This is a genomic window from uncultured Oscillibacter sp. (genome assembly GCF_950073225.1).
Lineage (GTDB): Bacteria > Bacillota > Clostridia > Oscillospirales > Oscillospiraceae > Oscillibacter.
On sequence record NZ_CATMPS010000009.1, the window covers coordinates 46,363 to 69,539 of the forward strand.

Sequence of the window (23,177 nt, forward strand, 5' to 3'; positions counted from 1 at the left end):
GGCGTTGATGTGTATGCTGCGGTCTCTTGGCTGGGCCGCCCTGGGCACGGGCTTCACGTTCCTGATGACCACCCTGGGCGCCGCCATGGTATTTTTTCTCTCCGGGGAGCCGAAGCCCCGGTTTCAAAAGGCGATGCTGGGCTTTGCCGCCGGGGTAATGACGGCGGCCTCCGTGTGGAGCCTGCTCCTGCCCGCCATCGACCAGGCGACGGAGGAGGGGAAGGTCCCCGGCTGGCTTCCGGCGGCGGCGGGGATGCTGCTGGGGGTGGTGTTCCTGGCGGCGCTGGACGGCCTGCTGCCCCGTTTGCGGAGGGAGAAGGAGGTCAATGACGCCTGGCGGCAGAACACCCTTCTCATGACGGCCATCACCCTACATAACGTGCCGGAGGGCATGGCGGTGGGCCTGGCTTTCGCCCTGGCGGCGGCGGGGGAGGGAGCCGCCGGGGCCATGGCCCTGGCCCTGGGCATCGGCATCCAGAACTTCCCGGAGGGGGCGGCGGTGGCCCTGCCCCTGCGGCAGGAGGGCCGGGGGCGGCTGAGGGCCTTTACCGGCGGGATGCTGTCCGGGGCGGTGGAGCCGGTATTCGGCATCCTGGTGGTGCTGATCGCCGCCTGGGCCCACCCTATGATGCCCTGGCTTTTGAGCTTTGCCGCCGGGGCGATGCTGTACGTGGTGGTGGAGGAGCTGGTGCCCCAGGCCCACAGCCGGGCGGGGACCTGCGGGTTTGTCGGCGGGTTCCTGATTATGATGGTGCTGGACGTGGCGCTGGGGTGAAAAACGCGGCGGTTTTAAAACCGCCGCCTCAGTCTGTCGAAAAAGTCTGCCACAAGGCAGACTTTTTCGACAGACTGAGGCCGCCCCATTCGGGCGGCCTCCTTGCTGTTGGGGATCAATCCAGTCCGGGGACCTGGGGCAGCTTGTCAAAGCTGGCTTGGAGCTCTTCATCCGTGGGGATATAGTCCGACATCTCCCCGTTGTGGAATTTCTCATAGGCCGTCATGTCGAAATACCCGGTGCCGGTGAGGCCGAAGACGATGGTCTTCTTCTCCCCGGTCTCTTTGCACTTCAGCGCCTCGTCCATCGCCGCCCGGATGGCGTGGCTGGACTCCGGGGCGGGGAGGATGCCCTCCACCCGGGCGAAGAGCTCCGCCGCCTCAAAGACCTTCGTCTGTTCCACGGCCACGGCCTCTATCAGCCCGTCGTGGTACAGCTGGCTCAAGACGGGGCTCATGCCGTGGTACCGCAGGCCCCCGGCGTGGTTGGCGGAGGGGATGAAGCCGCTGCCCAGGGTGTACATCTTCGCCAGGGGGCAGACCATGCCGGTGTCGCAGAAGTCGTAGGCGAATTTTCCCCGGGTGAGGCTGGGGCAGGAGGCGGGCTCCACGGCAAGGATGCGGTAGTCCCGCTCGCCCCGGAGCTTTTCCCCCATGAAGGGGGAGATCAGCCCGCCCAGGTTGCTGCCGCCCCCGGCGCAGCCGATGATGATGTCGGGAACCACGCCGTACTTGTCCAGGGCCGCCTTGGTCTCCAGGCCGATGACGGACTGGTGGAGCAGGACCTGGTTCAAAACGCTTCCCAGCACGTAGCGGTAGCCGGGGTTTTTCGCCGCCGCCTCCACCGCCTCGGAAATGGCGCAGCCCAGGGAGCCGGTGGTGCCGGGGTGCTCCTGGAGAATCTTCCGGCCGATTTCCGTCTCCATGGAGGGCGACGGGGTGACGGAGGCGCCGTAGGTCCGCATGACCTCCCGGCGGAAGGGCTTTTGCTCGTAGCTGACCTTCACCATATAGACCTTGCAGTCCAGGCCCAGATAGGCGCAGGCCATGGAGAGGGCGGTGCCCCACTGGCCCGCTCCGGTCTCGGTGGTGACGCCCAGGAGGCCCTGCCGCTTGGCGTAGTAGGCCTGGGCGATGGCGGAATTCAGCTTGTGGGAGCCGGAGGTGTTGTTGCCCTCAAACTTGTAGTAGATGTTCGCCGGGGTCTGGAGCTTTTCCTCCAGGCAGTAGGCCCGGACCAGGGGAGAGGGACGGTACATCTTGTAAAAGTCCCGAATCTCCCGGGGGATGGGGATTTCCGCCGTGTCGTTGTCCAGCTCCTGGCGGATGAGCTCGTCGCAGAAGACGCCCCGCAAATCCTCGAAGCCCATGGGGGCCCCGGTGCCGGGATTCAACAGGGGGGAGGGCTTGTGCTTCATGTCGGCCCGGACATTGTACCAGGCGGCCGGCAGCTCCTGCTCGGAGAGATAGATCTTGTAGGGAATTTTTTCAAAGGTCATGACGCTTGCTCCTTTCCGACATATGGTCTCTCCCGGAGGCGGAGCGTCAAAAAAAGACCTCCGTCCACGAAAGGACCCGTTACAGGTACCTTTGGGACAAAAGTCTTGAAACTTCTGCGGTGCCACCCAAATTGGCGGTATAAGAAAACCGCCCGCTCGGCGGCGCGCCAACACGCGCCTTTCCTTGGTAACGGGGGAAAAGCCCGTCGAGGCATACTTGGGAAACATCCCGTTCGGCCCGCCCTCAGCGGTCCATTCAACAGGCTTGCTTCTGCCGCCATCTCACCACCGGCGGCTCTCTTTGAGAACCAAGGCCCTGCCTACTCGTCCGCGTCATCGGTTTGCGCTTTTGAACTTGGGCACAGAATACGCCTTACGGGGCGGGTTTGTCAAGCCCTAAAATTTATTTCGACAGATTTGACAATTTAAACAGGCGAAGCGGGTGGAAATTTCGTAAAAGCCGACTGAGAAACCGGCGGGAGGTATGATTTCCGCCCTCCCGGTCATGCTAACGCCGAGGTGATTCCATGGATTCCATTTGGAAACGGACGGCGGAGATGCCCCCATTCGCCCCGCTGGACGGGGACCTGAAAACGGACGTGCTGGTGGTGGGCGGCGGGCTGGCGGGGCTGCTGTGCGCCTATTGGCTGAACCGGGCGGGGGTGGACTGCGCCCTGGTGGAGGCGGACCGGCTCTGCGGCGGCGTGACGGGGAACACCACCGCCAAGCTTACGTTCCAGCACGGCTTGATCTATGACAAGCTCCTGCGGGAGTTCGGGCTGGAAAAGGCCCGGCTGTACCTGGAGGCCAACCGGGAGGCCCTGGGGCAGTACCGGGAGTTCTGCCGGGACGGCGGCTGCGATTTTGAGGAGCGGGACAGCTATGTCTACGCCCTGTCGGACCGGCGGAAGCTGGAGCGGGAGCTGGGGGCCCTGGAGCGCCTGGGCTTTCCGGCGGAGCTTGTGGAAAGCCCGGCCCTGCCCATGCCCACGGCGGGGGCGGTGAGGTTCCCCAAACAGGCCCAGTTCCACCCCCTGAAATTTGCCGCCGCCATCGCCAAGGGGCTTCGGATTTACGAGCACACCAAGGTCCTGGAGCTGGGCCCCGGCACGGCGGCAACGAATCATGGGACGGTGACGGCGGAGAAGATCGTCATTGCCACCCACTTTCCCCTGCTGAACAAGCACGGAGGCTATTTTCTCAAGCTCTATCAAAGCCGTTCCTATGTCCTGGCCCTGGAAAACGCCCGGGAGGCAGGGGGCATGTACGTGGACGAGGGGGAGAAGGGGCTGTCCTTCCGGGATTACAAGGGTTTCCTCCTCCTGGGCGGCGGCGGGCACCGGACGGGGAAGAAGGGCGGCGGCTGGCGGGAGCTGGAGGATTTCGCAAGGCGGCACTATCCCCAGGCGAAAATCGCCGCCCGCTGGGCTGCCCAGGACTGCATGACCCTGGACGGCGTGCCCTATGCGGGGCGGTACGCCAAGGGGACGGAGGGGCTGTATGTGGCGGCGGGCTTCAACAAGTGGGGGATGACCTCCTCCATGGCGGCGGCGCGGATGCTGGCGGATTTGGTTCAGGGGAAGGAGAATCCCTATGCGGAGCTGTTCAGCCCCTCCCGGAGCTTGCTGCGGCCCCAGCTGGCGGCCAACGCCTGGGAGTCCGCCCTGGGGCTGCTGACCCCCACGGCCCCCCGGTGCCCCCATATGGGCTGTGCGCTGAAATACAATCCCCAGGAGCACAGCTGGGACTGCCCGTGTCATGGGTCCCGGTTTGGCGAGGACGGGCGGCTCATTGACAATCCGGCGACAGATGATAAGAAGAATTTGAAAGTAAACAGGGAGGATGTTTCATGAAAATCGACCACAGAAAAGCAGCGGTCATCGGCTGCGGCAACGTGGGGGCGTCCATTGCCTTCCGCTTTTTGCAGCAGGGCCTGTTTACCCGCCTGGTGCTGCTGGACGCCAACCGGGACAAGGCGGAGGGGGAGGCCATGGACCTCCGGGACGGCCTGCCCTACGGCGCGGCCATGGAGATTTCCGCCGGGGACTACGACGATCTGAGGGACTGCGCCCTGGCGGTCATCACCGCCGGGGCGAACCAGAAGCCGGGGGAGACCCGGCTGGATCTCATCGGGAAGAACACGGAAATTCTCCGGTCCGTGCTGAAGGAGGTCACCGCCCGGAACTTCGGTGGGATTCTGCTGGTGGTGTCCAACCCGGTGGACGTGCTGACCTATGCGGCCTGGCGGCTTTCGGGCTATCCCCGGGAGCGGGTGATGGGCTCCGGGACGGTGCTGGACACGGGGCGCTTAAAGCAGCTGCTGGGGGCGGAGCTGGAGGTGGACAGCCGGAACATCCACGCCTTCATCATCGGGGAGCACGGGGACAGCGAGCTGGCGGTGTGGAGCGAGGCCAACGTTTCCGGGCTGGACCTGGAGGACTTCTGCCGGGTCCGGGGGCAGACCCTGGGGGCGGAGAACCGGGAGCGGCTGTACCGGGAGGTCCGGGACAGCGCCTACCAGATTATTGAGCGGAAGGGGGCCACGTACTATGGCATCGCCATGGCGGTGGGCCGCATCGCGGAGGCCATCGTGAAGGACGAGCGGGCGGTGCTGCCGGTGTCGGCGGTGCTGGACGGGCAGTATGGGATGAACGGCTTGGCGCTGAGCCTTCCGTCCATCGTGGGCCGGAAGGGCTTGCAGGAAATTCTGGAGATGCCGCTGAGCAGCGGGGAGCGGGCGGCGCTGAGCACCTCGGCGGAGCAGATGCGGGAGGCCATAGAATCCCTGAAGCTGTGAAGAAAAGCGCCGGCGGGTCCCGCGGATTCGCGCCCTATCCGGCGGAGGGCCCGCGCTCCGGGCCCTCCTGAAGGGCCTCCCGGAGCTTTTCCAGGGCCCGTTTTTCAATGCGGGATACATAGCTCCGGGAGATGCCGAAGGAGGAGGCAATCTCCCGCTGGGTCAGAGGTACGGTGCCCCCCAGGCCGTAGCGGAGGCGGACAATTTCCGCCTCCCGGGAGGTGAGGCGCTCCCGGACCAGCTTGTGAAGCCGCAGGGCGTTGTCCCGGTCGTGAAGGTCCTCCAGCATGGTGTCGTCCACGCCCACGACATCCATGAGCTGGAGGGCGTTTCCGTCCTTGTCGCTGTCGATGGAGTCGGAGAGGGAGACCTCCCCCTGGAGCTTTTTCTGGCTGCGGAAGTACATGAGGATTTCATTTTCGATACACCGGGCGGCGTAGGTGGCAAGGCGCGCCCCTTTGGCGGGGTTAAAGCTGGAGATGCCCTTGATGAGGCCGATGGTGCCGATGGAAATCAGGTCCTCCTGGTCGGCGCTTTGGGTGTAGTACTTTTTGGACGGGTGAAGCAAAGGGAGGAATCCGCCCGGTCAAAAGCGGCCTCCCACAGGCCGCCGAATTTCAGGTAGATGTCCAGGTGGATGCGCTCCTTGGTGCTGTCTTTTTTGACCACGATTTTATCCAGAATTGTCGTGACCAGGGCGGAGTTGATACCGTTTTGGAAGGAGAGCTCCCGCTCCAGGGCGGCGCGGATTTCCTCTAACTGCTCCGCCGTCCGCCGCCCCTTTTCCGCCTCCGCTTGGAGCGCTTCCAGCCGCTCCTCCAGGGCTTGGGCCTGTTGGTTGAAGCCGTCGTTGCGCTGTTTAAATTCCGCCGTGGAGATGGCGTCCTCAATGCTCATCTCCAGCAGGCGGTCCTTTTTTGCCCGGAGGGAGGACAGTTCCTCCTCAATACGGCGAATATCCTGAGTGTAGTCGTGCTCGTCGGGGACGGACTGGAGGACCGCCACCACCGCGTCAATGATGGCCTCTTTGTTCTGCGCCAATTGGTTGAAAATATCAGCCATGATTTGGCCTAATTCCACCGTCCTGAGCTGGGGCGCGGAGCACGCCGCCCGGCCCTTGTCCCGGTAGACCCTGCACTGCCAGACCTCCTGGTTCCCCTTGGCGCTTTTCAGCACCTGTCGGTGGAAGCTGGTCCCGTGCTCCTCGCAGATGATTTTGCCGCTGTAGGGGTAGCGGTTGTGGAACGTTGCCCCGCTTTGGTGAGACATCATTTGTTTACTCCGCCGTTTGTATAGGGTATTGGCCCGGTCCCACAGCTCCTCCGATACGATGGCCGGGATGGACGGGTCTGGGTACGTGACCCACTCGTCCTCATCCAGGAAAATTTTCCGTTTGCTGCGGTAGTCCACCGTCTGGGACTTGCCCGCGCAGTACCAGCCCTTGTACTTGGGGTTACACAAAATATGCCGGATGGTCAGGACGTTGAAAGGACCTCCCTTCCGGCTGGTGAAGCCCTCGTCCAGCAGCGTTTGGGAGATGCGCCGGATGCCCATTTGCCGGTTGGCGTAGAGGTCGAAAATTCGCCGCACTACCTGGGCCTCCGCCTCGTTGATGGTCAGCACGCAGTCCTTTTTGTCGTAGCCCCACAGCTTATCATTCCCCAGCACGTGGCCGTTTTTGATGGCCTGGCGGAAGCCGAACTTCAGCCGCTCGGAGAGCTTCCGCACCTCATCCTGAGCCACCCCGGCCATGACCACCAGGCGGAACTCGCTGTCGGAGTCCAGGGTGTTGATGTTGTCGTTCTGGAACAGGACGCCCACGTCGTGCTCCAGCAACTCCTGGGTGTATTGAATGCTGTCCAGTGTGGAACGGGAAAAGCGGGATATCTCCTTCGTGATGATAAAGTCGAAGCGCCCCGCTTTGGCGTCCGCTATCATCCGTAAGAAGCTGTCCCGCTTTTTCGTGCTGGTACCGGAAATGCCCTCGTCCACGTAGCCTTGGACGTAGGTCCAATTCCGCTTTTCCTGAATGAACTGAGTGTAATACTGCACCTGATTTTCCAGGCTGTTGAGCTGTTCGTCCTTGTCGGTGGAGACCCTGGCGTAGAAGGTCACCCGCAGGGGCAGGTCAAAAATGGTTTTCCCATTCCGCATTTCATTGCGTATCCTGAGCACGTTCACGAATCTCCGCCTCCTTTGTCAAGCACACAGGATACTGGAAAAGCTCCGGGAAGTCTATCACAGAATGTACCAAATCCACGGCTCTGGAATAGGTGAAATCCGATATCAGGCCAAGGGAATGAATGTGGTCCAGCAGGACGCCGACCAGTTCTCGCTGTGCGCTTTCCAAATTGCATCACCTCGGTTCATAGATATGTTTGGGGGGCAAAAAAATACCGGACGGATACCATCCGTCCGGCATTGATGAAATTTTACAAATCAGGCAGTTCGTTCACCGGGGGCAGGCATTGCAATCGGTGCGAGATTACCCGCTTCTCTGGCCCGGCGGAACACCTCCTCACATCACTGTTCCTGAGACCCGCTGGTTTCCAAAAACGTACCCTGGTAATCCGTGATGGCCTGATGAATCGCTTCCAGGTCGAAGTAATCCTTCACCATGTTCAGCATCTTTTTCAATTCCTCCTGTTTCTTCTGGACGTCTTCTTTTTGGAGTCCATTTTCCAGCGCCTTTTTGCAGTCCTCCAGATAGTGCAGCAGAGGGAGATATTCCCCGGAGAGCATGGCCGTACCTGTCTGCGAATGATTTGAAATGTCCTTCTTGGTGAGAAAAATGTTTCTATAACGGTTGATTTCGCTCTTCCACTCCTTCAGCCATTCCTGCTGTTCTTCTGTGCAGGAGAGGGACTTGAGATCCGTTGAGAAAGGCTTTTCCAACGTGTGCAGCACCAAGGCGGCCTGGACTTGGATTTCCCACAGCCGTTCCTTCTCTTCGTTGGAGGAAACTTCCTTGATATACTTCGCCTCCCGGTGGAATATGTTCAGCAGGTACTCCTCCGCGCTCAGATTCAGCGCCATCACCGCCGCCAAATCCGCGTAGCATTCCTTGTACAGGATCAACAGGGTCCGCACATGCTTCCTGATGTCACGCAGGCTCTGATTCCGTGTGCTGGCGTTAAAGGCCTTAGCGTATTTGAGGATGTACCGGGGCTTTAACTTCTCGTCCAGGAAATTCTGCAGCAGGCTGGCGGACATTCTCGAAAGCGTCACAGGGGAACAGCCGATTCCGTTAAACGCCGCGAAAAACGGAAAAGCGCAATGCCTACGGGCGACCTGTTACAAAGACGGTATGCGGAATCCGATTTGTAACAATGTGGACCGCCGAACATGCGTTGCCGAATGGGTCCCATTTAACTATAAGCCGCACAAGGACAGCGACATAGTTATAACGGAAAATTCTATGCGCTGTCAACGGCGGGATAAAAAGCACAGCACAATTCAAGGAACACACGTGACGTTGCCGCAGGGGAAAACGCAAACCGTGTCCGTTGCACACATTCCTATGACGTTTGAAAAAGTGGTAACGCCGCTTGGAGAAATGCCAATTTACCCGGTAAAAAATGGGGAAATCACGATTAAGGGCGCAAATTATGAAATCAATTTGCCGGACGGATTTTACATAATTCGGAAATTGACTGTCAAAGAATGTTGCCGCTTGCAGACGTTACCGGACGATTATTGCAGGGTAGCGAATAAGACAAACGCCTACAAAGGGCTGGGGAACGGCTGGACGGCGGAAGTTATCATTCACATTCTGTCCCATGCGCTGGCGGGAATTCCGAAAGATGAAGAAATCGTGATTCTTTCCATGTATGACGGAATCGGAACCGGGCGTTACTGCTTTGACAAGCTGGGGTATAGGAATATTCGATATTTCGCATATGAAATCGAGAAACCAGCGATAGAAATTGCGAAAACGAATTTCCCGGATATTGTACAATGCGGGGACGCATTCAGCGTCCGGGAAGCGGGGTGGAGTGTTCCGCTATGACAAACAATGAAGCGAAAGCGGCCTTGCTGGAGGAATGCCCAGCAGTTTATGCCGGTATCACCTATCAGAAAATAACTGCGCTGATCTATCGCAAGGCCGGGCAAGGCAAGAACATTCAGGTTTCGGCGGAACTGCTGGACCGGAACGGGCGCGCCGTCGTGATTGCCCCAGCGGGAAAAATCGAAAGGGGAACAAGCAATGCCGAAATATGAGTTTGTCGCCGTCGATTTCGACGGAACACTTTGCGCCGACGCTTTCCCGGAAGTGGGAGCGCCGAACCGGGCCGTCATTGCCTACGTGAAGAAGCTTGCGGCGGACGGGTCAAAGATCATCCTTTACACAAACCGGGAAAACGGAACCCGGAAACTGCTTGACGAAGCGGTGGCATTCTGCAAGGCGCAGGAAATCCCGCTGTATGCGGTCAATGAGAATCCGGGCAACCCGCACGCCGCGAAAATCGGGTTGAAGCCCTCCGACGGGCGCAAGGTGTACGCTGATCTTTACATAGACGACAAGGCGATTAACCCGGTGGAGATCGAAAGAACGGCGGAATACACAAGGCCGGGAGCGTTTGCCCCGCCGCCGGAAGCCGCCGCCGCAGACGACCGCTGGCAAGAGATTATGAAGCGGGCGGAGCAATGCGGATTCATCATTTACGCGGCGGCGGGGACGGCGATTCTTGCAACGAACCGGGTTCAGGCCAGCACAATGGGGGCGACGCGGTACGCCGACAATCAGCGCATGAACGGACGTTGCCCGCAAGAAATCGGTTTGCCCGGTTGCCTTGACAGCTACACAGGGAAACCGGGGTGCGCTGGGGACCGTTGCGAATTGTGGAAGCGGAGGGCCGACCATGCCGACACCTGACACGATCACCCGCGGAGCGGGACAAGCCCGGCGGAGCGCCGCCCGGCTGATTCTGTCCGTTGCGAAATATAGCGGCCTGACCCTTGCGGGAATCATCCTGTTTCGAGCGGGTGCGGCCTACGCCCTGACGGTACGCGGATATTCGGCGACAGGCGGTGAAGCTTTCGCCCTCTTGCTTCCGGTTCTTTACCCGCTGATTTCCGCCGTTGTGCGGGACTACATCGAGGACGCGAAAAACGGCTATTTGCCGGACTATAAGGAGGACAACGAACAATGAAGAAACTTGCTAATTTGAAGCCGGGTGCGTATTTCTTTTACGGCGGCGTTCAATGGGTGGTGCTGGAGAACAACGACAAGATCGGCGCGACGCTATCCATTGCCGCCGAACCCGTGTTCAACCGGGCGTTCGATGAAGAGAACCGGAACGACTGGCGCGTTTCGTCCTTGCGCCGGGAGCTGAACGGGCCGTTTCTTGACGCGCTGATTGCGGAGGGCGCGAACCGGGCCGCGTTTTGTGGTTTTTCATTATGCCCTTTGCGATTTGGGCGGAGGACACAACACGGTGGACCATTTGGAACTATGAGTGCCTTGTGTACGGTTGGACAGAAAGCCCGCCGGAAGTGGCCCCGTATTCACTGAAAAGCATTTATAGAGAATTCTTTCACGGGAGGTAAACGACTATGAATGAAATTTTGCCGGTTATCAGCGTGATTTCTACGCTTTGCGCTATTGTGTTCGGATATGCGGCCTTTGCCCGGAACGGGAAAAAGGACACAGAGGACGAAGCGCGGGCCGACGCGACCGTTCTTACGGAAATTGGGTATATCAAGGCAAACACCGACGACATCAAGCGGAAGCAGGAAAAGCAGGACGAACAGTATTTGCGGATTGCGGAGCGTGTGACCGCCGTTGAATCGTCCGCAAAGCAGGCCCACCACAGGCTGGACCGCTTGGAACAGGCCGCGGACCATTCCGACGACTGACAGAAAGGCGGCGCGGCATGGGGTATCTATTCAGCATTGCCGCCGGGCTGATCGGCGGGGTTGCCGCCGTGTTGCTGATTGAGCGGCGGCGGAGCAATAAGCGCCGCCGGGCGCGGAGCCGGGCCGCGAACGCCGCAGGGGATGAAAAGAGGACCGCCGGAAAGATCGAGTTTTCAAAACTCTTTCTTTCGGCGGTTCTCTTGACCTATTTTGCCGGGTTCGGGCTGGGATTTTGGGTAGTGACAATCGACCCGTCGCAATTAGGGGTTCTGCTTGCCTACGTCGCCACGCCGACGGCGGTTGCAATCGGATTCTATTCGTGGAAAGCAAAGGCGGAAAACGTTGTGAAGATCAAAAAAGCGAACCCGGCGGAAACGGACGGAATGCCCGTTGACCTGAACAACATTCAGCCTTAAAGGAGATCGGAGCAATGGCAATCACAAAAGAACATCAAGAATTCATCGAGCGGGTGGGCGCGCTTGCCGCCGCCGACATGAAGAAAAGCGGCGTTCTTGCGTCGCTGACAATCGCACAGGCGATTCTTGAAAGCGGATGGGGAAAATCCGGCCTGACCGTCAAGGCAAACGCCCTTTTCGGAATCAAGGCAGGGAAAAGCTGGAAAGGAAAGGTTTACAGCGCACAGACACAGGAATGTTACGACGGCGCGACCTTTACCACGATTACGGCGCTTTTCCGCGCCTATGACAGCTGGGCGGAGAGCGTCGCCGATCATTCGGCCTTGCTGACCAGTGCGGCCCGGTATAAAGCCGTTATCGGAGAACGGGACTATAAAGCCGCTTGCCGGGCGATCAAGGCGGCAGGGTACGCCACAGACCCGCAATACGCGGACAAGCTGATTCAGATTGTCGAGAATTACAGCTTGACCGCCTACGACGGCGCAGGGAGCGCCACAGCGCCCGCAGGACGGCCCGGAGCGTCCGGCGGGTCAAATGATACGGGCGGGGCAGGAAGCCCCGCAGACGGGAAAGGAACGGGGAAAATGAACGCTTCTGAATTCATTAAGAAATTGCAGGACGTTGCGAACAATCACGCGACCCTGTACGTTATGGGGTGCTTTGGTGCGCCCCTGACCGGCGCGAACGTGTCCCGGTATTGCGGAAACCACAGTTACAACAAAAAGGCGGACAGAACCGCAATGATTCGCGCCGCGGCAAACAAGAAACCGCCTGTTTTCGGGTTCGATTGCGTTTGCTTAATCAAGGGGATTCTTTGGGGATGGACCGGCGACGCGTCCAAAACCTACGGCGGCGCAAAGTACACGTCGAACGGCGTTCCCGATATTGGGGCCGACAGTATGATTCGGGTTTGCAAGGACGTTTCAACCGATTTCGGGAAGATCATTCCCGGGGAAGCTGTCTGGCTTTCCGGTCATATCGGCGTTTACATCGGCGGCGGAAAGGTCATTGAATGTTCGCCCGCTTTCCTGAACCGCGTTCAAGTGACGGCGTGCCTGAATATAGGGAAAATTGCCGGTATGAACGGGCGCAAGTGGACGAAACACGGACGCTTGCCGTATATCACCTATGACATGACGGAAGAAACCCCCGCAGGGAGCGCCACAAAGCCCGCAGGACGGCCCGGAACGTCCGGGGGGTCCTCCGATACCTCCGCGCCGCTGGTGTTCAGCGTGGGCGACGTGGTGCGGTTTACGGGGTCCAAACACTACACCAGCGCGAACGCGGCGACCGGCCCCGCCTGCAAACCGGGAACGGCAAGAGTAATCGGGACATACAAGGGAAAACACCCGTACCAGCTTAAAGCGGAACCCGGCGGCGGGTCCACGGTTTACGGATGGGTTGACGCGGCGGACGTTCAGCCCGTCGGCGGGACTTCCGCCGGGAGCGGGACCGCGGCGAAAATGCGCGTCGGCGCGCGGGTCCAGTATTCCGGCCCCCTGTACCGGGACAGCAACGGAAACGGGCAAGGAAAGACCGTGAACGGCGCGTTCACCGTGAAATATTACTATCCGGGCCGCAAGTGCGGCGTACACATTGACGGGCTGGGCTGGGTCCCTGAATCCGCCTGTTCCGTCATCGGCTGAAAGGGGCGCGCAATGAAAGGAATGTGCTTTGAACGCGGGCGGGTGGTCATACGGGAGATAAAGCCGGAAAAGACGCTGAAACAGCTTCACAAGGTTTTTGCCGACGGGTCAAAAAGCCCGGAAGAGAGAATGGAAGCATTCAACGCCGAAACACACAGGGAATCCGACCTTGTGCGGGAAATTTACGCCCACATGAAAAAAGCGGACCCGAACCCGGATAACGTCGAAAACATCTTGCGCGCCGTCAAGGTGCTTTTCGACCGAAAAGCCGTATTTGACGAATACGGAATTTAGCGTTTCGGGCGGGACATTGCTTTTCGCCGTTGTTTTTCTTCAAGAGAGCAACGGGGCGCACGACTTCCGCACAAACACCCGTGATTGCGAATATCTGTTTTCGAGCAAATCGAAATATTGATACAATCGTGTAAATATGTTCCATCCACATCTAACCGATCTTGAAAATCGGGAGAAACAAGCGAATTCTTAAAAATTTCCATATCAACCGCCCCCATTGGGGACATTGTATCACGCCGTAACGGTATTCTTGCGGCAAAGAAAGGAATCGACATGAAAATTATTGCGTTTCTGCTGGCGAATTGGGACAGCGTGCTGGTTGTCCTTGCGTTCCTTGCCCTGATCGTCGTTCTTATCAAGCGCGGCGAAACGGCGGTTCTGAACCGAATTCTTTTCGGCCTTGTGACAAAGGCAGAAAAGGAATTCGGCGGTGGAACGGGCAAGTTGAAGCTTGCCGCCGTGTCCGATTGGATTTATCAGAGAATCCCCGCGGTGCTGAAACTGCTTTTCAGCGAAAAGGATATTGAAAAGCTGATCGAGAGCGCGCTGGAGGAAGCAAAAAAAGCGTGGGGGACGAACGGCAATCTTGCGGCATACATCGACGAATGCTATTATTTGAGCATTACGCCGCAGGAAGCGGAGAAAGCCGCCACAAAGCTGAACGACGAACCCAGAACCATTGCGCCGGGAACCTGAAAATAAACTTGTCCGATTCGGACAGAATGAAAGCCCGCCGGGATTCGCCCCGGCGGGCTTTTTGTGTTGGCGGGCAGAATCAGACCGGCCCGCTATTGATGTTCTGATGTTTAACGCATTCATTGCCTTTTTACGTGCTAATGTCAAGAATGAATCTGAACTTTAACACGCAACGGAGGGCAAAACGTGAAAATTTATGATTACAACGGACGGAAGAACCTTTGCGGCGACCGGGTACGGGAAGCGCGGGCGCGGCGGAAGATTACACAAGCGGACCTTGCGGCCCGCCTGCAAGTTGCGGGAATCATCATAGAGCGGGATAGCGTTTCAAGAATTGAGATCGGAACCCGATTTGTAACCGACTATGAATTAAAGGTACTTTCTCAAATTCTGGACGTTTCGGTTCAATGGCTTTTGGAAATGGAGAATTAAAGAGGGGGGGCGGCGTTTTTTGTCGCCCCGGTCAAGTATCAGCGGACAAACACGCCCAGCGCAGAGCCGTTCACAGACCGCCAGCCGCGGCGGTGAATGTCGGACAGACGGACCCGTTCGGGCCGGTCCGGGTTGTAGCCCCAGCGGACAAGGGCGAACACGCCGCCGCGGAGAACTACGCCGTCAGGAATATCGACGAAACCGACGACCGTTCCCATTTCGAGCGGGAAACAGGCCCCGCAATTCCGTTCGACGGACTGACCGATCATAACGATCACGGAACCGTCATCGGCGGGTTGGGAGATCGTCACGACCTTAGAGGGGGCCGCGTTCTCCGCAACGGGAGCGGGGGCGGCGGATTCCTCCGCGGCGGGGTCCTCTTCCGGCTGAACCTCACGTTCAGCGCGGAAAACAGGGGCCATAGAGTAACGATCAGGCTGGATATATTCGCCTGAATCGTCAACCCGGATTTTCGAGCGGCGGGAATCGCCCATGTACTCATAAGAAACGGTTTTAGCGGTGCGCCCGGTGATTTTGATGGTGAAAATACAATCATAGTTACAAATGCTACGGGAAAAGTATTCCTTGCCGATTTCAAACTTGTTCATGTCGTGTTCCCCCTTGATTTTTTGGCCTTACCTTGTTAAAATCAAGGTAGCCGGAGTAAGGCTTCCGGCTTACCTTTCGCGCTGGGATAGCGGCTTTACTTTGAGAGGTGGGCCGCTATCCCTTTCTTATGCCTTTAGCAGTTTTTCTAAATAGGCGATAAACTCTTGCAAGTCTTTCGCGTCTTTAGCTGCTATCAGCATTTTCAACCGTTCCGCTTCAATCGCATATTGAACGGCGGTTTCTACTGCATTAGGCGTTTTCATGTCCTCCCTCCATTCTGTAAAAGGTTTTGTCCTTTGCCTTACAATCATAATATACTATATGTTCACATGAATTTCAATAGACATACTAACCAAATGTGTGAACATGAATTTGTTGATTTTTTATATGGACACATGAATATTTAGTATGGTATCATCAATGCGGAGGTGGTTTCACATGGCAACGAAAGCACAGTTAGAGGGAAACAAGCGCCACCAAGAGAAATTGGACAGAATGGTTTTCTATGTGGACAAAGGCGGAAAAGAAAAAATAAAAGCCCGCGCCGCCGAAACAGGGGCCGGGAGTATCAACGCATATATTGTTTCGCTAATTGAAGCGGATATGGGGAAGCTATCAGGCGAATAGCCGCCGTTCGTGCGGAAACATAAAGTGAAAGGGCGGGAAACCGCCCTTTCTTTGCTTTTGGGGAGGGTATAACATGGGGCATTGTTTTAGTCACCTGACAAAGACAGACCGATACAGGCTGGAGGACGCTTTGCTGGACGGGAAGAAGCCGAAAGAGATAGCGGAAAGACTTCATGTCCATGTAAGCACGATTTACCGGGAGATCAAGCGCGCCCGCATGATTCACCGCAATTCGGACTGGACGGAAGAAGATCGGTACAACCCGGACGAAGCGGAACGGAAGTATCAGGAGAATTTGCGGAAGAAAGGCGCTGATCTGAAAATTGGGAACGACCGCGAACTTGCGGACTTTCTGGAAAAGAAAGTGCTGGAGGACGGATATTCCCCCGCCGCCGCTCTTGCGGCTATCGAGTTGGAGGGAAAGACGTTTTCAACATCCATTTGTGTAAGCACGTTTTACAGCTATATCACAAAGGGCGTTTTTCTCTTCCTGACAAATGATGACTTGCCGGAAAAGCCGAAAAAGAAACGGACCTATAAAAAAGTTAAGACCATGAAGCGACCGCCGCGGGGGGACAGTATCGAAAAGCGCCCGGCGGAGGTTGACACGCGGGAAACCGTCGGAGATTGGGAGATGGACACGGTGTATTCAAGCAAAGAGGGCGAAAAGGACACCTTGCTTGTTATGACGGAAAGGAAAAGCCGTATTCCGATTATGGAACTTATGCCGGACAGGACGCGGGAAAGCGTCATTGCCGCCCTTGACCGGATAGAACGCCGTTTCGGTTCGCGCCGTTTCCGGCAAATCTTCCGAACGATCACCGTTGACAACGGCGGGGAGTTTGCCGACGTGGAGGGGTTGGAGCGTTCAGCACTTTGCAAGAAGAAGAGAACAAAGGTTTACTTTTGCCACCCGTACAGCAGTTACGAACGGGGGAGCAATGAAAACGAAAATAAAATGATACGGCGGCACTTCCCGAAAGGAACCGATTTCGGGAAAGTGACCGCCGCAGAGGTCAAGCGTGCGGAAAGGTGGATTGCACGATACCCGCGGAAAATTTTAGGCTGGAAAACGTCTGAAATTGTGTTCAAAGAGTATCTTTCGACGCTTTGAAAAAAATTTTATATTTTTTTCGCATTTACTATTGACATTTCCGATATAATACCGGGAGGAGAGAAGCTCCGGCTTTTGGGACAGCTCCCCCTCCATCCGGGAAACATCGTTTTCCAGGATATCCCAGCAATTCAAAAACTCGCTGATCTCGCTTTCCTGCTTCCGCCCGATTTTGGAACTCTGCGCAAAGAGGTAGGAAAGGCGGTCGATCAGCGCTTTAACGCTGGGCCAGATTAGGATGGACAGGTCGTCCGTAATACAGTTTCCCATCATGGTAATCAGGGAGTCGATTTGGGCGGCCAGGACCGGATACCAGCGGGCGTTTCTGGCCGGCAGCGCGTTTACAGCGGTTTTCAGGTTTTTCTGCGCCGTTTTCAGGGCGGGAATGGGTTCCCTGCGCCCCGGTTCCAGAGCCAGCTCATAGGGATCGCCGTAAGGAACGCCAATCCGGGTGATAATGTCCCCAAAGGCGTCATGGATACTGATAGAACAAGAGCTGTTAATGGAGATCTCTTGAGTGGAAAGATAAGCGATATAACGTACCAGGTCTTTCATGGACGCTCCGCTGAAATTGATAATCGCGTCCGCCGTTCCCGAGACAAAATAAACCGAGCGCTTCGCCTGCTCCCAGAACAGCTTAGCGTTCCGGGTGGCAATCACAGAAAAACGCATGCTGGCATAAGGAATGACCTCTTCCATGGCCTTCTTTGCGCTTTGCCTGGAGCAGGTCATATCCCACCGTGCAATGGCCTCGTCAATCTGAGGGTCGCAGAGTTTCCCATGTACTCCGCAGAAGGAGTACACGTTCCCCACGACCGCTACCTCCATCATTCGGCGAATGGCGTGCAGACAGGAGAGAATCGAGTCGCTCTTGAGCACTACCACCAGGTCGCTCAGCTCCAAAGTGCGGTAGAAGACGCAGTGGACCGGCTCCTCCTTAACCTTGATGCTCAGTTCTCCGGCCCGCTTGCCAGACGGAATGGGGTCCCCGAGGCTCTTCAGCGCCTCCCAGATGCGCTCCGCCCCCTTTTCTGCGGTGGGGATGAAGTGAATGCGGGAGACCGTCATGAAGCAGGACTTGGTGTTCCAAAAGCTGGTCAGGGCCTCGGGATTCTCTGTGGAATCGTGAAGAATGTACAGAGGGTAATTGTAGTTGTCCCGCGTTTTAAAATCCTCTTCCACGCGTTTCAGAGGTTCATCCCCCGGCAGGTGCGAAATCCGCAGAAAGTCAAAATGGCCAAGGCAGACATAGCTGTTGTTGTCCGCCTCCTTCAGTTTCTTGCAGAGCGGGTTTTCGCGGGAGGCTTTGGACAGCTCCACCACTCTGAGATCAAAGGATTTATTGGATTTATTCCCGGTGTCACGGTGTTCATCTGACATGAGATTTCCCTCTTTCCTGCAACGGTGCTTTGACTGCTTGATTGTCACGCCGATTGAATCAGTCCAAACAGCCGTTGATATGTGAGATAGGCGGACAGCATTCCCTCATGGGAGCGGAACCAGTCGATCTTGTAGGAGCAGACGATGCCCATTCCCCACTCCGAGAACCGGGCACAGCTCGCGGAGGTCTGGCCGAAGCCGCGCTCCATCTTCTTCAGGCGGTCCCAGAACTCCTCGCTTTCCGAACTGTCAATGTACTCTTTTTCCAGGGCCGATATTTCCGTTAGCAGCGCGGTCTCCAACAACAGGAACAGCATCCTGGGCGCGGTGTCCGGATCTCCCTCCAAGCCGGATCGGGCGGCGGTGCGGGAATAGATCAGCTGGACCTGATAAACGGTTTGCAGGCAGGCACTGCAGCCGCGCCAGTACTGCATCGGGGTTCCCATCGCGCCCTTGCCGCGCAGACAGGAAATGAGGCCGCACAGAGGCACGGCAGAGCGCAGAGGCGCGCCCGTATTCCCGTACGGCTCCTTACCGTCCAGGAATTTCTCCCAGTCTTCCAGGAGTTCGGCACCGCTGTCTTTCAGGTATGCCTGGAGCGTCAGGCAGATCAGCTCACTCTGCTGGTCCGGGGGCAGTTTCCAGAGGATATGCTGCCAGGCCAACGCGGCGCAGGCAACCAGCTGGGTAAACGTTACGATATCGTCCAGCTGCTCCGCCGGGCCGTTTTTGTTCTCCGGGCGGTTCTCCGTTTCCGCCGCGGCAATCTGCTCTTGAACGTCAAAGAGCCGTTCCCAAAGGCGGCCGGCCACTGTCTGGGGGATTACGCCGTTGGTTTTGTAATAGACGTTGATGTAATCGGAGGCCGACAAGAGGCGGCCGACGGCCGTGCATTCTTCTATTTGCTGAATCTCCCCGGACTGGGGAACCCTGGATCCCACGAGATAGTATTCCACCATCTTCTGCTTGGACGTCTGGCCAAAGGTAAACAGCAGCGCCATAAAGCCTGTGTAGGCCAAGGAGAAAATCGCGCCGCAAAGGCAAGCGAAGGCGATATTGTGAAAGCTCATGCCGCAGGAATACAGCCCGATTAAAATCAGGAAGGTGTAACAGACGAATACATGTCCGTGCTCTGGGAACTGCTCCTGAAGCACATCTCCCAGGGGCACCCTGTAAAACCGCTTGTCCCGAGCCGAAATCACGTAGCTAAGGGAAAAATTGATAAAGCCCATGGAGACAAATATCTCCTTCAATATATCCGGCTTGGCGTATTGACTGCACATGTTGTCGATGGCCTGATACGCCCGCTGCACAGGAAGAAGATAGTCTGAGGCATACAGGAAAACGGCCAGGACAATCAGCGCGGTGCTCAGCTGGGGCAGCTTGAACGCGAACAGGAGCGCCGCGCTCACAGTCATAACCCCCCAAAAGAGGCAGTCCAGCGGCACGTCTGTCCACTGGAACCCGATGTGCAGGACCAGGCGGGCTACACTGAGAATCAAAAAGAGCAGGGTGAAGAAATACAGGAGCCTGTTGCCCAGGATAATCAGCCAGGGCGGCATATCAAAAAATTTCCGGGAGTAGCGGACGGAGGTCCATTTCGAGCGCCTCCGCGCGGATCCTCGCTTTTTTCCCACAAAATACCACTCCCTTTATTTCTCTCTTCGGCCCAAAAAGCAGGCCCTGATTTTATGGTACACAGAGCCTGCCTTCTAAGGGGAGATCATTTTTAGAATTTGAACGGCTACGCCGTTGTGAGAGGGAGTCCTCCAACTCCCAAAGCGCCGGCTGAAACCGACCCGGGGCAAGACACATTCACCCTCCAAGGGCGGCGTCAGGGGGAAAATTCCTCGGACTGGTAGTATTGGTCCTGCAGCTCATACACCTCGTCAGGCAGGTCTCTCAGTCCTTTGAAGAAGTGATGAGAAAAGAGATCACTGTTTGCACAAAAGGAACGGCGCAAATCAGCTCCAATGGAATCATCGTCTTCCATCAGACTCTCTTGGACGAATCCATCACCGAGATACCCATGTGCTGACTGGCAAGTTGCTTTTGTCATAAATACAGCCTCCCTTTTCTTTGTTTGAGATGATATAAGAATTTTGGCTCCATGATTGAATTGAGTTTACGTTCGTCAGTATGCCCCGAGGCAGTCAAAAAATATTCTCCTCTCCAGTACAGCTGTGTTTGTGTGGAGAATATCCCTTCTAATAATAATCTTTACTTCCATCATTCGAGCACAACGAACCATGCCCGCTGATACGAGCGAAAAATAGTATCCTCATCATAACGTAGTCTCTCGAAAATATCAAGTAGGAGATTTGCGCCTTGTAAATCTTTGTATAAAATCCCGTACTTGCCGGCCTTTTTTTGGCTGGTTATACAATTTTTGTAAAAAACGCCGCTTCAAAGAAGCCCTTGGGACCGCTCCTCAGGCAACTCCGCTCCCCGAACCACATGCCATTCTATGCGCCCGGACCGGCAGCCGTCCCTCCAGAGCCTGGGCCTGCTGGTTGAAGCCGTCGTTGCGCTGCTTGAACTCCAACCTGGAGATGACGCCCTCGATGCTCATCTCCAGCAGGCGATCTTTTTTTGTCCGGAGGGCGGACAGGTCCTCCTCCATGCGGCGGATGTCCTGGGCGCAGTCGCGCTCGTCGGGGACGGCCTGGAGGACCGTCACCACCGCGTCGATGAACTGGGTGTAATACTGCACCTGGTTTTCCAGGCTGTTCAGCTGCTCGTCCTTGTCCGTGGAGACTCTGGCGTAGAAGGTCACCCGCAGGGGCAGGTCAAAAATGGTCTTCCCGTTTCGCATTTCATTGCGTATCCTGAGCACGTTCACATCCGCTCGCCTCCTTTGTCAAGCACACAGGATACTGGAAAAGCTCCGGGAAGTCTATCACAGAATGTACCAAATCCACGGCTCTGGAATAGGTGAAATCGGAGATCAGGCCAAGGGAACGAATATGGTCCAGCAGAACGCGGGCCAGTTCTCGCTGCGCACTTTCCAAAATAGCATCACCTCGGTTCATAGATATGTTCGGAGGGCAAAAAAATGCCGAGCGGATAAAATCCGTCCGGCATTGATGGAATCTTACAAAGTAGGCAGTTCGTTCACTGGCGGGAAACAGCTGTGCCCCCGGCAGACATAGAAAGTCGTCTTTCCATTTTTCAGTGGGCATTCTGGCCCCGGCTCCCGCAGGATGACAGCCGCCTCCGCCGGAAGCTCCAGGGGCAGACGAGCCGCCTCGGACCTCTCAGAACAAACCACCGTCACCTTGGGCAGCGGGTCCCGGTAATCCAAGAGTGCCAGCAGGAACATGGCATACCCGGCGGGATATTGCTTCGCGTCTGCCGCTAAGAAGTCTAACTGTCGCTCCGCCAGAGGACCGTAACGCTCCTCGGAGACCAGCTGACTCAGCCGCACCAGATTCCAGGCCATCAGGGAGTTCCCACTGGGCTGTGCCCCATCATAGGTCTCCTTGGGCCGGAGAAGCAGGGCCTCGTGTTCCTCACTGTAAAGGAAGAAGCCGCCGGTTTCCCAGTCTTGAAATTTGGCGCAAGTCTCCCGGCAGAGCCGTTCTGCCCGCTCCAGATACGCTCGCTCCAGCGTGGCCCCGTACAGCGCCAGCTGGGCAAAGATACAGGCGGCGTAATCGTCCAGGAAGCCCCTCTCGCCCCGCCGCCCGGCCCGGAAGCTGACATGGAGGCTTTCACCGTCCCAGAGGTTTTTCCAGAGGAAGCGGTCTGCCCGTTTCGTAGCGTCCAAATATTTTGCCTCTCCATTGGCCTGATACAGACGGCACAGCGCCGCAATCATTAGGCCGTTCCAGGCGGTCAAAATTTTGTCGTCCAGATGGAGAGCATAGCGGCCTCTGCGGTATTGATAGACCGTCTCCAACAGGTCGCCAAAACTCCGGTCCTCTGGGTTGCTGTGGAGCAGATTGGGGATGCTTTTTCCCTCGAAGTTCCCGGTTTCTGTGATGTCAAAATGCTGATTGAAGGACTCTCCCCGCTCCGTCCCCAAGAGGCGGACAATTTCCTCCGGCGCGAAGAGATAATATTTCCCCTCCTCGCCACCGCTGTCGGCATCCTGGGCGCTGTAGAAGCCGCCCTCTGGGGCGGTCATCTCCCGGAGAACGAAATCCGCCGTCCGTTCCGCCGCCAGCAGGTACAGTTCCTTTCGGGTAGTGCTGTATGCCTCACAATAGGCCAAAATCAGCAGGGCGTTGTCATATAGCATCTTTTCAAAGTGGGGAACCAAGAACCGCTCGTCGGTAGAGTAGCGGCAGAAGCCCCCGCCGACATGGTCAAACAGCCCGCCCCGGTACATCTGCAACAGCGTCCGCTCCGCCATCTCCAGGCAGTCCCGGTCTCCCCGCCGACCGTAATACGCCAGGAGGAAGCGGAGATTATGGGGAGAGGGAAATTTCGGCGCGCCGCCGAAGCCGCCGTTTTCCCGGTCGAACAGCCGCTTGTAAAGCCGGACGGCCTCCTCCTGAAGCTCCGGCTCCGCCTTGCCGTTTTCCGCCTTCGGCTGGTTGAGCAAAGCCACGATTTCCTCAGCCGGGCCCAGCAGGGCAGAGCGGTCCCGCTCCCATTTCTCATGAATCAGCGTCAGCAGCTCCCCAAAGCTCACCATCCCGCCTTGCCTCTGCTTAGGGAAATAGGTCCCCGCAAAAAAGGGCTGCTTCTCCGGCGTGAGAAACAAGCTGGTGGGCCAGCCTCCGCCGCCGGTAAACGCCTGGCAGACGGCCATATAAACACTGTCCACGTCGGGCCGTTCCTCCCGGTCCACCTTGACGGAGATGAACCAGCGGTTCAGCAATTCCGCCGTCTCCTGGTCCTCAAAGCTCTCACGGGCCATGACGTGGCACCAGTGGCAGGCGCTGTAGCCGATGCTGAGGAAGACGGGCTTGTCGTCCTCGCGGGCCCGGCGGAAGGCCTCTTCTCCCCAGGGATACCAGTCCACGGGATTGTCCGCGTGCTGGAGAAGGTAGGGGCTGGTCTCGTTTTTCAAATGATTGGGCATCC

General features: G+C 57.3%; 27 protein-coding genes and 1 other annotated feature. Of the genes, 16 read left to right on the plus strand and 11 right to left on the minus strand.

Translation table 11 applies throughout. The features are described from left to right. The first annotated feature begins 13 nt into the window (after positions 1-13). Entirely contained in the window at positions 14-775 is a 762-nt protein-coding gene (locus Q1M04_RS06765) for a ZIP family metal transporter (protein ID WP_295757289.1), read from the plus strand. A gap of 115 nt (positions 776-890) precedes the next feature. Here Q1M04_RS06765 and Q1M04_RS06770 read toward each other — a convergent pair whose 3' ends face one another. After that, positions 891-2,273, minus strand: coding sequence for a TrpB-like pyridoxal phosphate-dependent enzyme (locus Q1M04_RS06770; protein ID WP_300345939.1), 1,383 nt, complete (start codon positions 2,271-2,273; stop codon positions 891-893). A gap of 89 nt (positions 2,274-2,362) precedes the next feature. Continuing rightward, positions 2,363-2,619 (minus strand) — a binding site (T-box leader). A gap of 181 nt (positions 2,620-2,800) precedes the next feature. Between Q1M04_RS06770 and Q1M04_RS06775 the strand changes: the two genes are divergently transcribed. Both Q1M04_RS06775 and Q1M04_RS06780 read left to right on the plus strand, forming a co-directional pair. Further along, the gene (locus Q1M04_RS06775; protein WP_300345940.1) at positions 2,801-4,126 is read left to right on the plus strand and encodes an FAD-dependent oxidoreductase; all 1,326 of its coding nucleotides are present in this window, start codon (positions 2,801-2,803) and stop codon (positions 4,124-4,126) included. Continuing rightward, positions 4,123-5,070: an L-lactate dehydrogenase gene (locus Q1M04_RS06780; protein ID WP_300345941.1), complete on the plus strand. Its 948-nt coding sequence runs from the start codon at positions 4,123-4,125 to the stop codon at positions 5,068-5,070. Before Q1M04_RS06775 ends, Q1M04_RS06780 begins: the two co-directional genes overlap by 4 nt. Before the next feature lie 34 nt (positions 5,071-5,104). On the opposite strand, the gene Q1M04_RS06785 is transcribed toward Q1M04_RS06780, so the two are convergent. From Q1M04_RS06785 to Q1M04_RS06795, 3 genes are all read right to left on the minus strand, one after another. Then, entirely contained in the window at positions 5,105-5,638 is a 534-nt protein-coding gene (locus tag Q1M04_RS06785) for a sigma-70 family RNA polymerase sigma factor (protein WP_293280131.1), read from the minus strand. Next, positions 5,584-7,251, minus strand: coding sequence for a recombinase family protein (locus tag Q1M04_RS06790; RefSeq protein ID WP_300345942.1), 1,668 nt, complete (start codon positions 7,249-7,251; stop codon positions 5,584-5,586). The genes Q1M04_RS06785 and Q1M04_RS06790 overlap by 55 nt, the downstream gene beginning before the upstream one ends. Before the next feature lie 342 nt (positions 7,252-7,593). Continuing rightward, positions 7,594-8,298: a hypothetical protein gene (locus Q1M04_RS06795; RefSeq protein ID WP_300446976.1), complete on the minus strand. Its 705-nt coding sequence runs from the start codon at positions 8,296-8,298 to the stop codon at positions 7,594-7,596. A gap of 190 nt (positions 8,299-8,488) precedes the next feature. Between Q1M04_RS06795 and Q1M04_RS06800 the strand changes: the two genes are divergently transcribed. The 11 genes from Q1M04_RS06800 (at position 8,489) to Q1M04_RS06850 (ending at position 14,413) form a co-directional block, all read left to right on the plus strand. Beyond that, positions 8,489-9,079 carry a DNA cytosine methyltransferase gene (locus Q1M04_RS06800; protein WP_300446979.1) on the plus strand — a complete coding sequence of 197 codons (591 nt, stop codon included), beginning with the start codon at positions 8,489-8,491 and terminating at the stop codon, positions 9,077-9,079. Beyond that, entirely contained in the window at positions 9,076-9,291 is a 216-nt protein-coding gene (locus tag Q1M04_RS06805; RefSeq protein WP_300446982.1) for a hypothetical protein, read from the plus strand. Before Q1M04_RS06800 ends, Q1M04_RS06805 begins: the two co-directional genes overlap by 4 nt. Continuing rightward, complete coding sequence (locus tag Q1M04_RS06810; protein ID WP_300446985.1) at positions 9,278-9,946, plus strand: hypothetical protein; 669 nt, start codon at positions 9,278-9,280, stop codon at positions 9,944-9,946. The genes Q1M04_RS06805 and Q1M04_RS06810 overlap by 14 nt, the downstream gene beginning before the upstream one ends. Next, positions 9,933-10,223, plus strand: a complete 291-nt coding sequence (locus Q1M04_RS06815; RefSeq protein ID WP_300446988.1) for a hypothetical protein — start codon at positions 9,933-9,935, stop codon at positions 10,221-10,223. The genes Q1M04_RS06810 and Q1M04_RS06815 overlap by 14 nt, the downstream gene beginning before the upstream one ends. Then, positions 10,220-10,585, plus strand: coding sequence for a hypothetical protein (locus tag Q1M04_RS06820; RefSeq protein WP_300446991.1), 366 nt, complete (start codon positions 10,220-10,222; stop codon positions 10,583-10,585). Before Q1M04_RS06815 ends, Q1M04_RS06820 begins: the two co-directional genes overlap by 4 nt. A gap of 41 nt (positions 10,586-10,626) precedes the next feature. Then, positions 10,627-10,929, plus strand: a complete 303-nt coding sequence (locus Q1M04_RS06825) for a hypothetical protein (RefSeq protein WP_300446994.1) — start codon at positions 10,627-10,629, stop codon at positions 10,927-10,929. A gap of 17 nt (positions 10,930-10,946) precedes the next feature. Next, complete coding sequence (locus tag Q1M04_RS06830; RefSeq protein ID WP_300446997.1) at positions 10,947-11,345, plus strand: hypothetical protein; 399 nt, start codon at positions 10,947-10,949, stop codon at positions 11,343-11,345. A gap of 14 nt (positions 11,346-11,359) precedes the next feature. Beyond that, on the plus strand, positions 11,360-12,991 hold the full coding sequence (locus Q1M04_RS06835) for a glycoside hydrolase family 73 protein (RefSeq protein ID WP_300447000.1): 1,632 nt from the start codon (positions 11,360-11,362) through the stop codon (positions 12,989-12,991). 12 nt (positions 12,992-13,003) lie between these two features. Further along, a complete protein-coding gene (locus Q1M04_RS06840) occupies positions 13,004-13,285 on the plus strand; it encodes a hypothetical protein (RefSeq protein WP_300447003.1) in 282 nt (93 codons plus the stop codon). A gap of 273 nt (positions 13,286-13,558) precedes the next feature. Continuing rightward, on the plus strand, positions 13,559-13,981 hold the full coding sequence (locus tag Q1M04_RS06845; RefSeq protein WP_300447006.1) for a hypothetical protein: 423 nt from the start codon (positions 13,559-13,561) through the stop codon (positions 13,979-13,981). Positions 13,982-14,167: 186 nt separating this feature from the next. Further along, a complete protein-coding gene (locus tag Q1M04_RS06850) occupies positions 14,168-14,413 on the plus strand; it encodes a helix-turn-helix transcriptional regulator (RefSeq protein WP_300447008.1) in 246 nt (81 codons plus the stop codon). A gap of 38 nt (positions 14,414-14,451) precedes the next feature. On the opposite strand, the gene Q1M04_RS06855 is transcribed toward Q1M04_RS06850, so the two are convergent. Then, complete coding sequence (locus Q1M04_RS06855) at positions 14,452-15,021, minus strand: hypothetical protein (protein ID WP_300447011.1); 570 nt, start codon at positions 15,019-15,021, stop codon at positions 14,452-14,454. Between the two features lie 126 nt (positions 15,022-15,147). Further along, the gene (locus tag Q1M04_RS06860) at positions 15,148-15,285 is read right to left on the minus strand and encodes a hypothetical protein (RefSeq protein ID WP_300447013.1); all 138 of its coding nucleotides are present in this window, start codon (positions 15,283-15,285) and stop codon (positions 15,148-15,150) included. A 175-nt stretch (positions 15,286-15,460) separates the two neighbouring features. On the opposite strand from Q1M04_RS06860, the gene Q1M04_RS06865 reads away from it, so the two are divergent. Together Q1M04_RS06865 and Q1M04_RS06870 are read left to right on the plus strand one after the other, a co-directional pair. Beyond that, a complete protein-coding gene (locus tag Q1M04_RS06865; RefSeq protein WP_300447016.1) occupies positions 15,461-15,649 on the plus strand; it encodes a hypothetical protein in 189 nt (62 codons plus the stop codon). 73 nt (positions 15,650-15,722) lie between these two features. Further along, positions 15,723-16,763, plus strand: a complete 1,041-nt coding sequence (locus tag Q1M04_RS06870) for an IS30 family transposase (RefSeq protein WP_300447019.1) — start codon at positions 15,723-15,725, stop codon at positions 16,761-16,763. On the opposite strand, the gene Q1M04_RS06875 is transcribed toward Q1M04_RS06870, so the two are convergent. The 5 genes from Q1M04_RS06875 to Q1M04_RS06895 form a co-directional block, all read right to left on the minus strand. Further along, positions 16,710-18,143 carry a hypothetical protein gene (locus Q1M04_RS06875; protein WP_300447023.1) on the minus strand — a complete coding sequence of 478 codons (1,434 nt, stop codon included), beginning with the start codon at positions 18,141-18,143 and terminating at the stop codon, positions 16,710-16,712. The genes Q1M04_RS06870 and Q1M04_RS06875 overlap by 54 nt on opposite strands. 44 nt (positions 18,144-18,187) lie before the next feature. Then, positions 18,188-19,705 carry a hypothetical protein gene (locus Q1M04_RS06880; protein ID WP_300345944.1) on the minus strand — a complete coding sequence of 506 codons (1,518 nt, stop codon included), beginning with the start codon at positions 19,703-19,705 and terminating at the stop codon, positions 18,188-18,190. 272 nt (positions 19,706-19,977) lie between these two features. After that, positions 19,978-20,202, minus strand: coding sequence for a hypothetical protein (locus tag Q1M04_RS06885; protein WP_300345945.1), 225 nt, complete (start codon positions 20,200-20,202; stop codon positions 19,978-19,980). 372 nt (positions 20,203-20,574) lie between these two features. Then, a complete protein-coding gene (locus Q1M04_RS06890; RefSeq protein WP_300345946.1) occupies positions 20,575-20,985 on the minus strand; it encodes a hypothetical protein in 411 nt (136 codons plus the stop codon). 252 nt (positions 20,986-21,237) lie between these two features. After that, positions 21,238-23,175: a thioredoxin domain-containing protein gene (locus Q1M04_RS06895; RefSeq protein ID WP_300345947.1), complete on the minus strand. Its 1,938-nt coding sequence runs from the start codon at positions 23,173-23,175 to the stop codon at positions 21,238-21,240. Between the last annotated feature and the right edge of the window lie 2 nt (positions 23,176-23,177).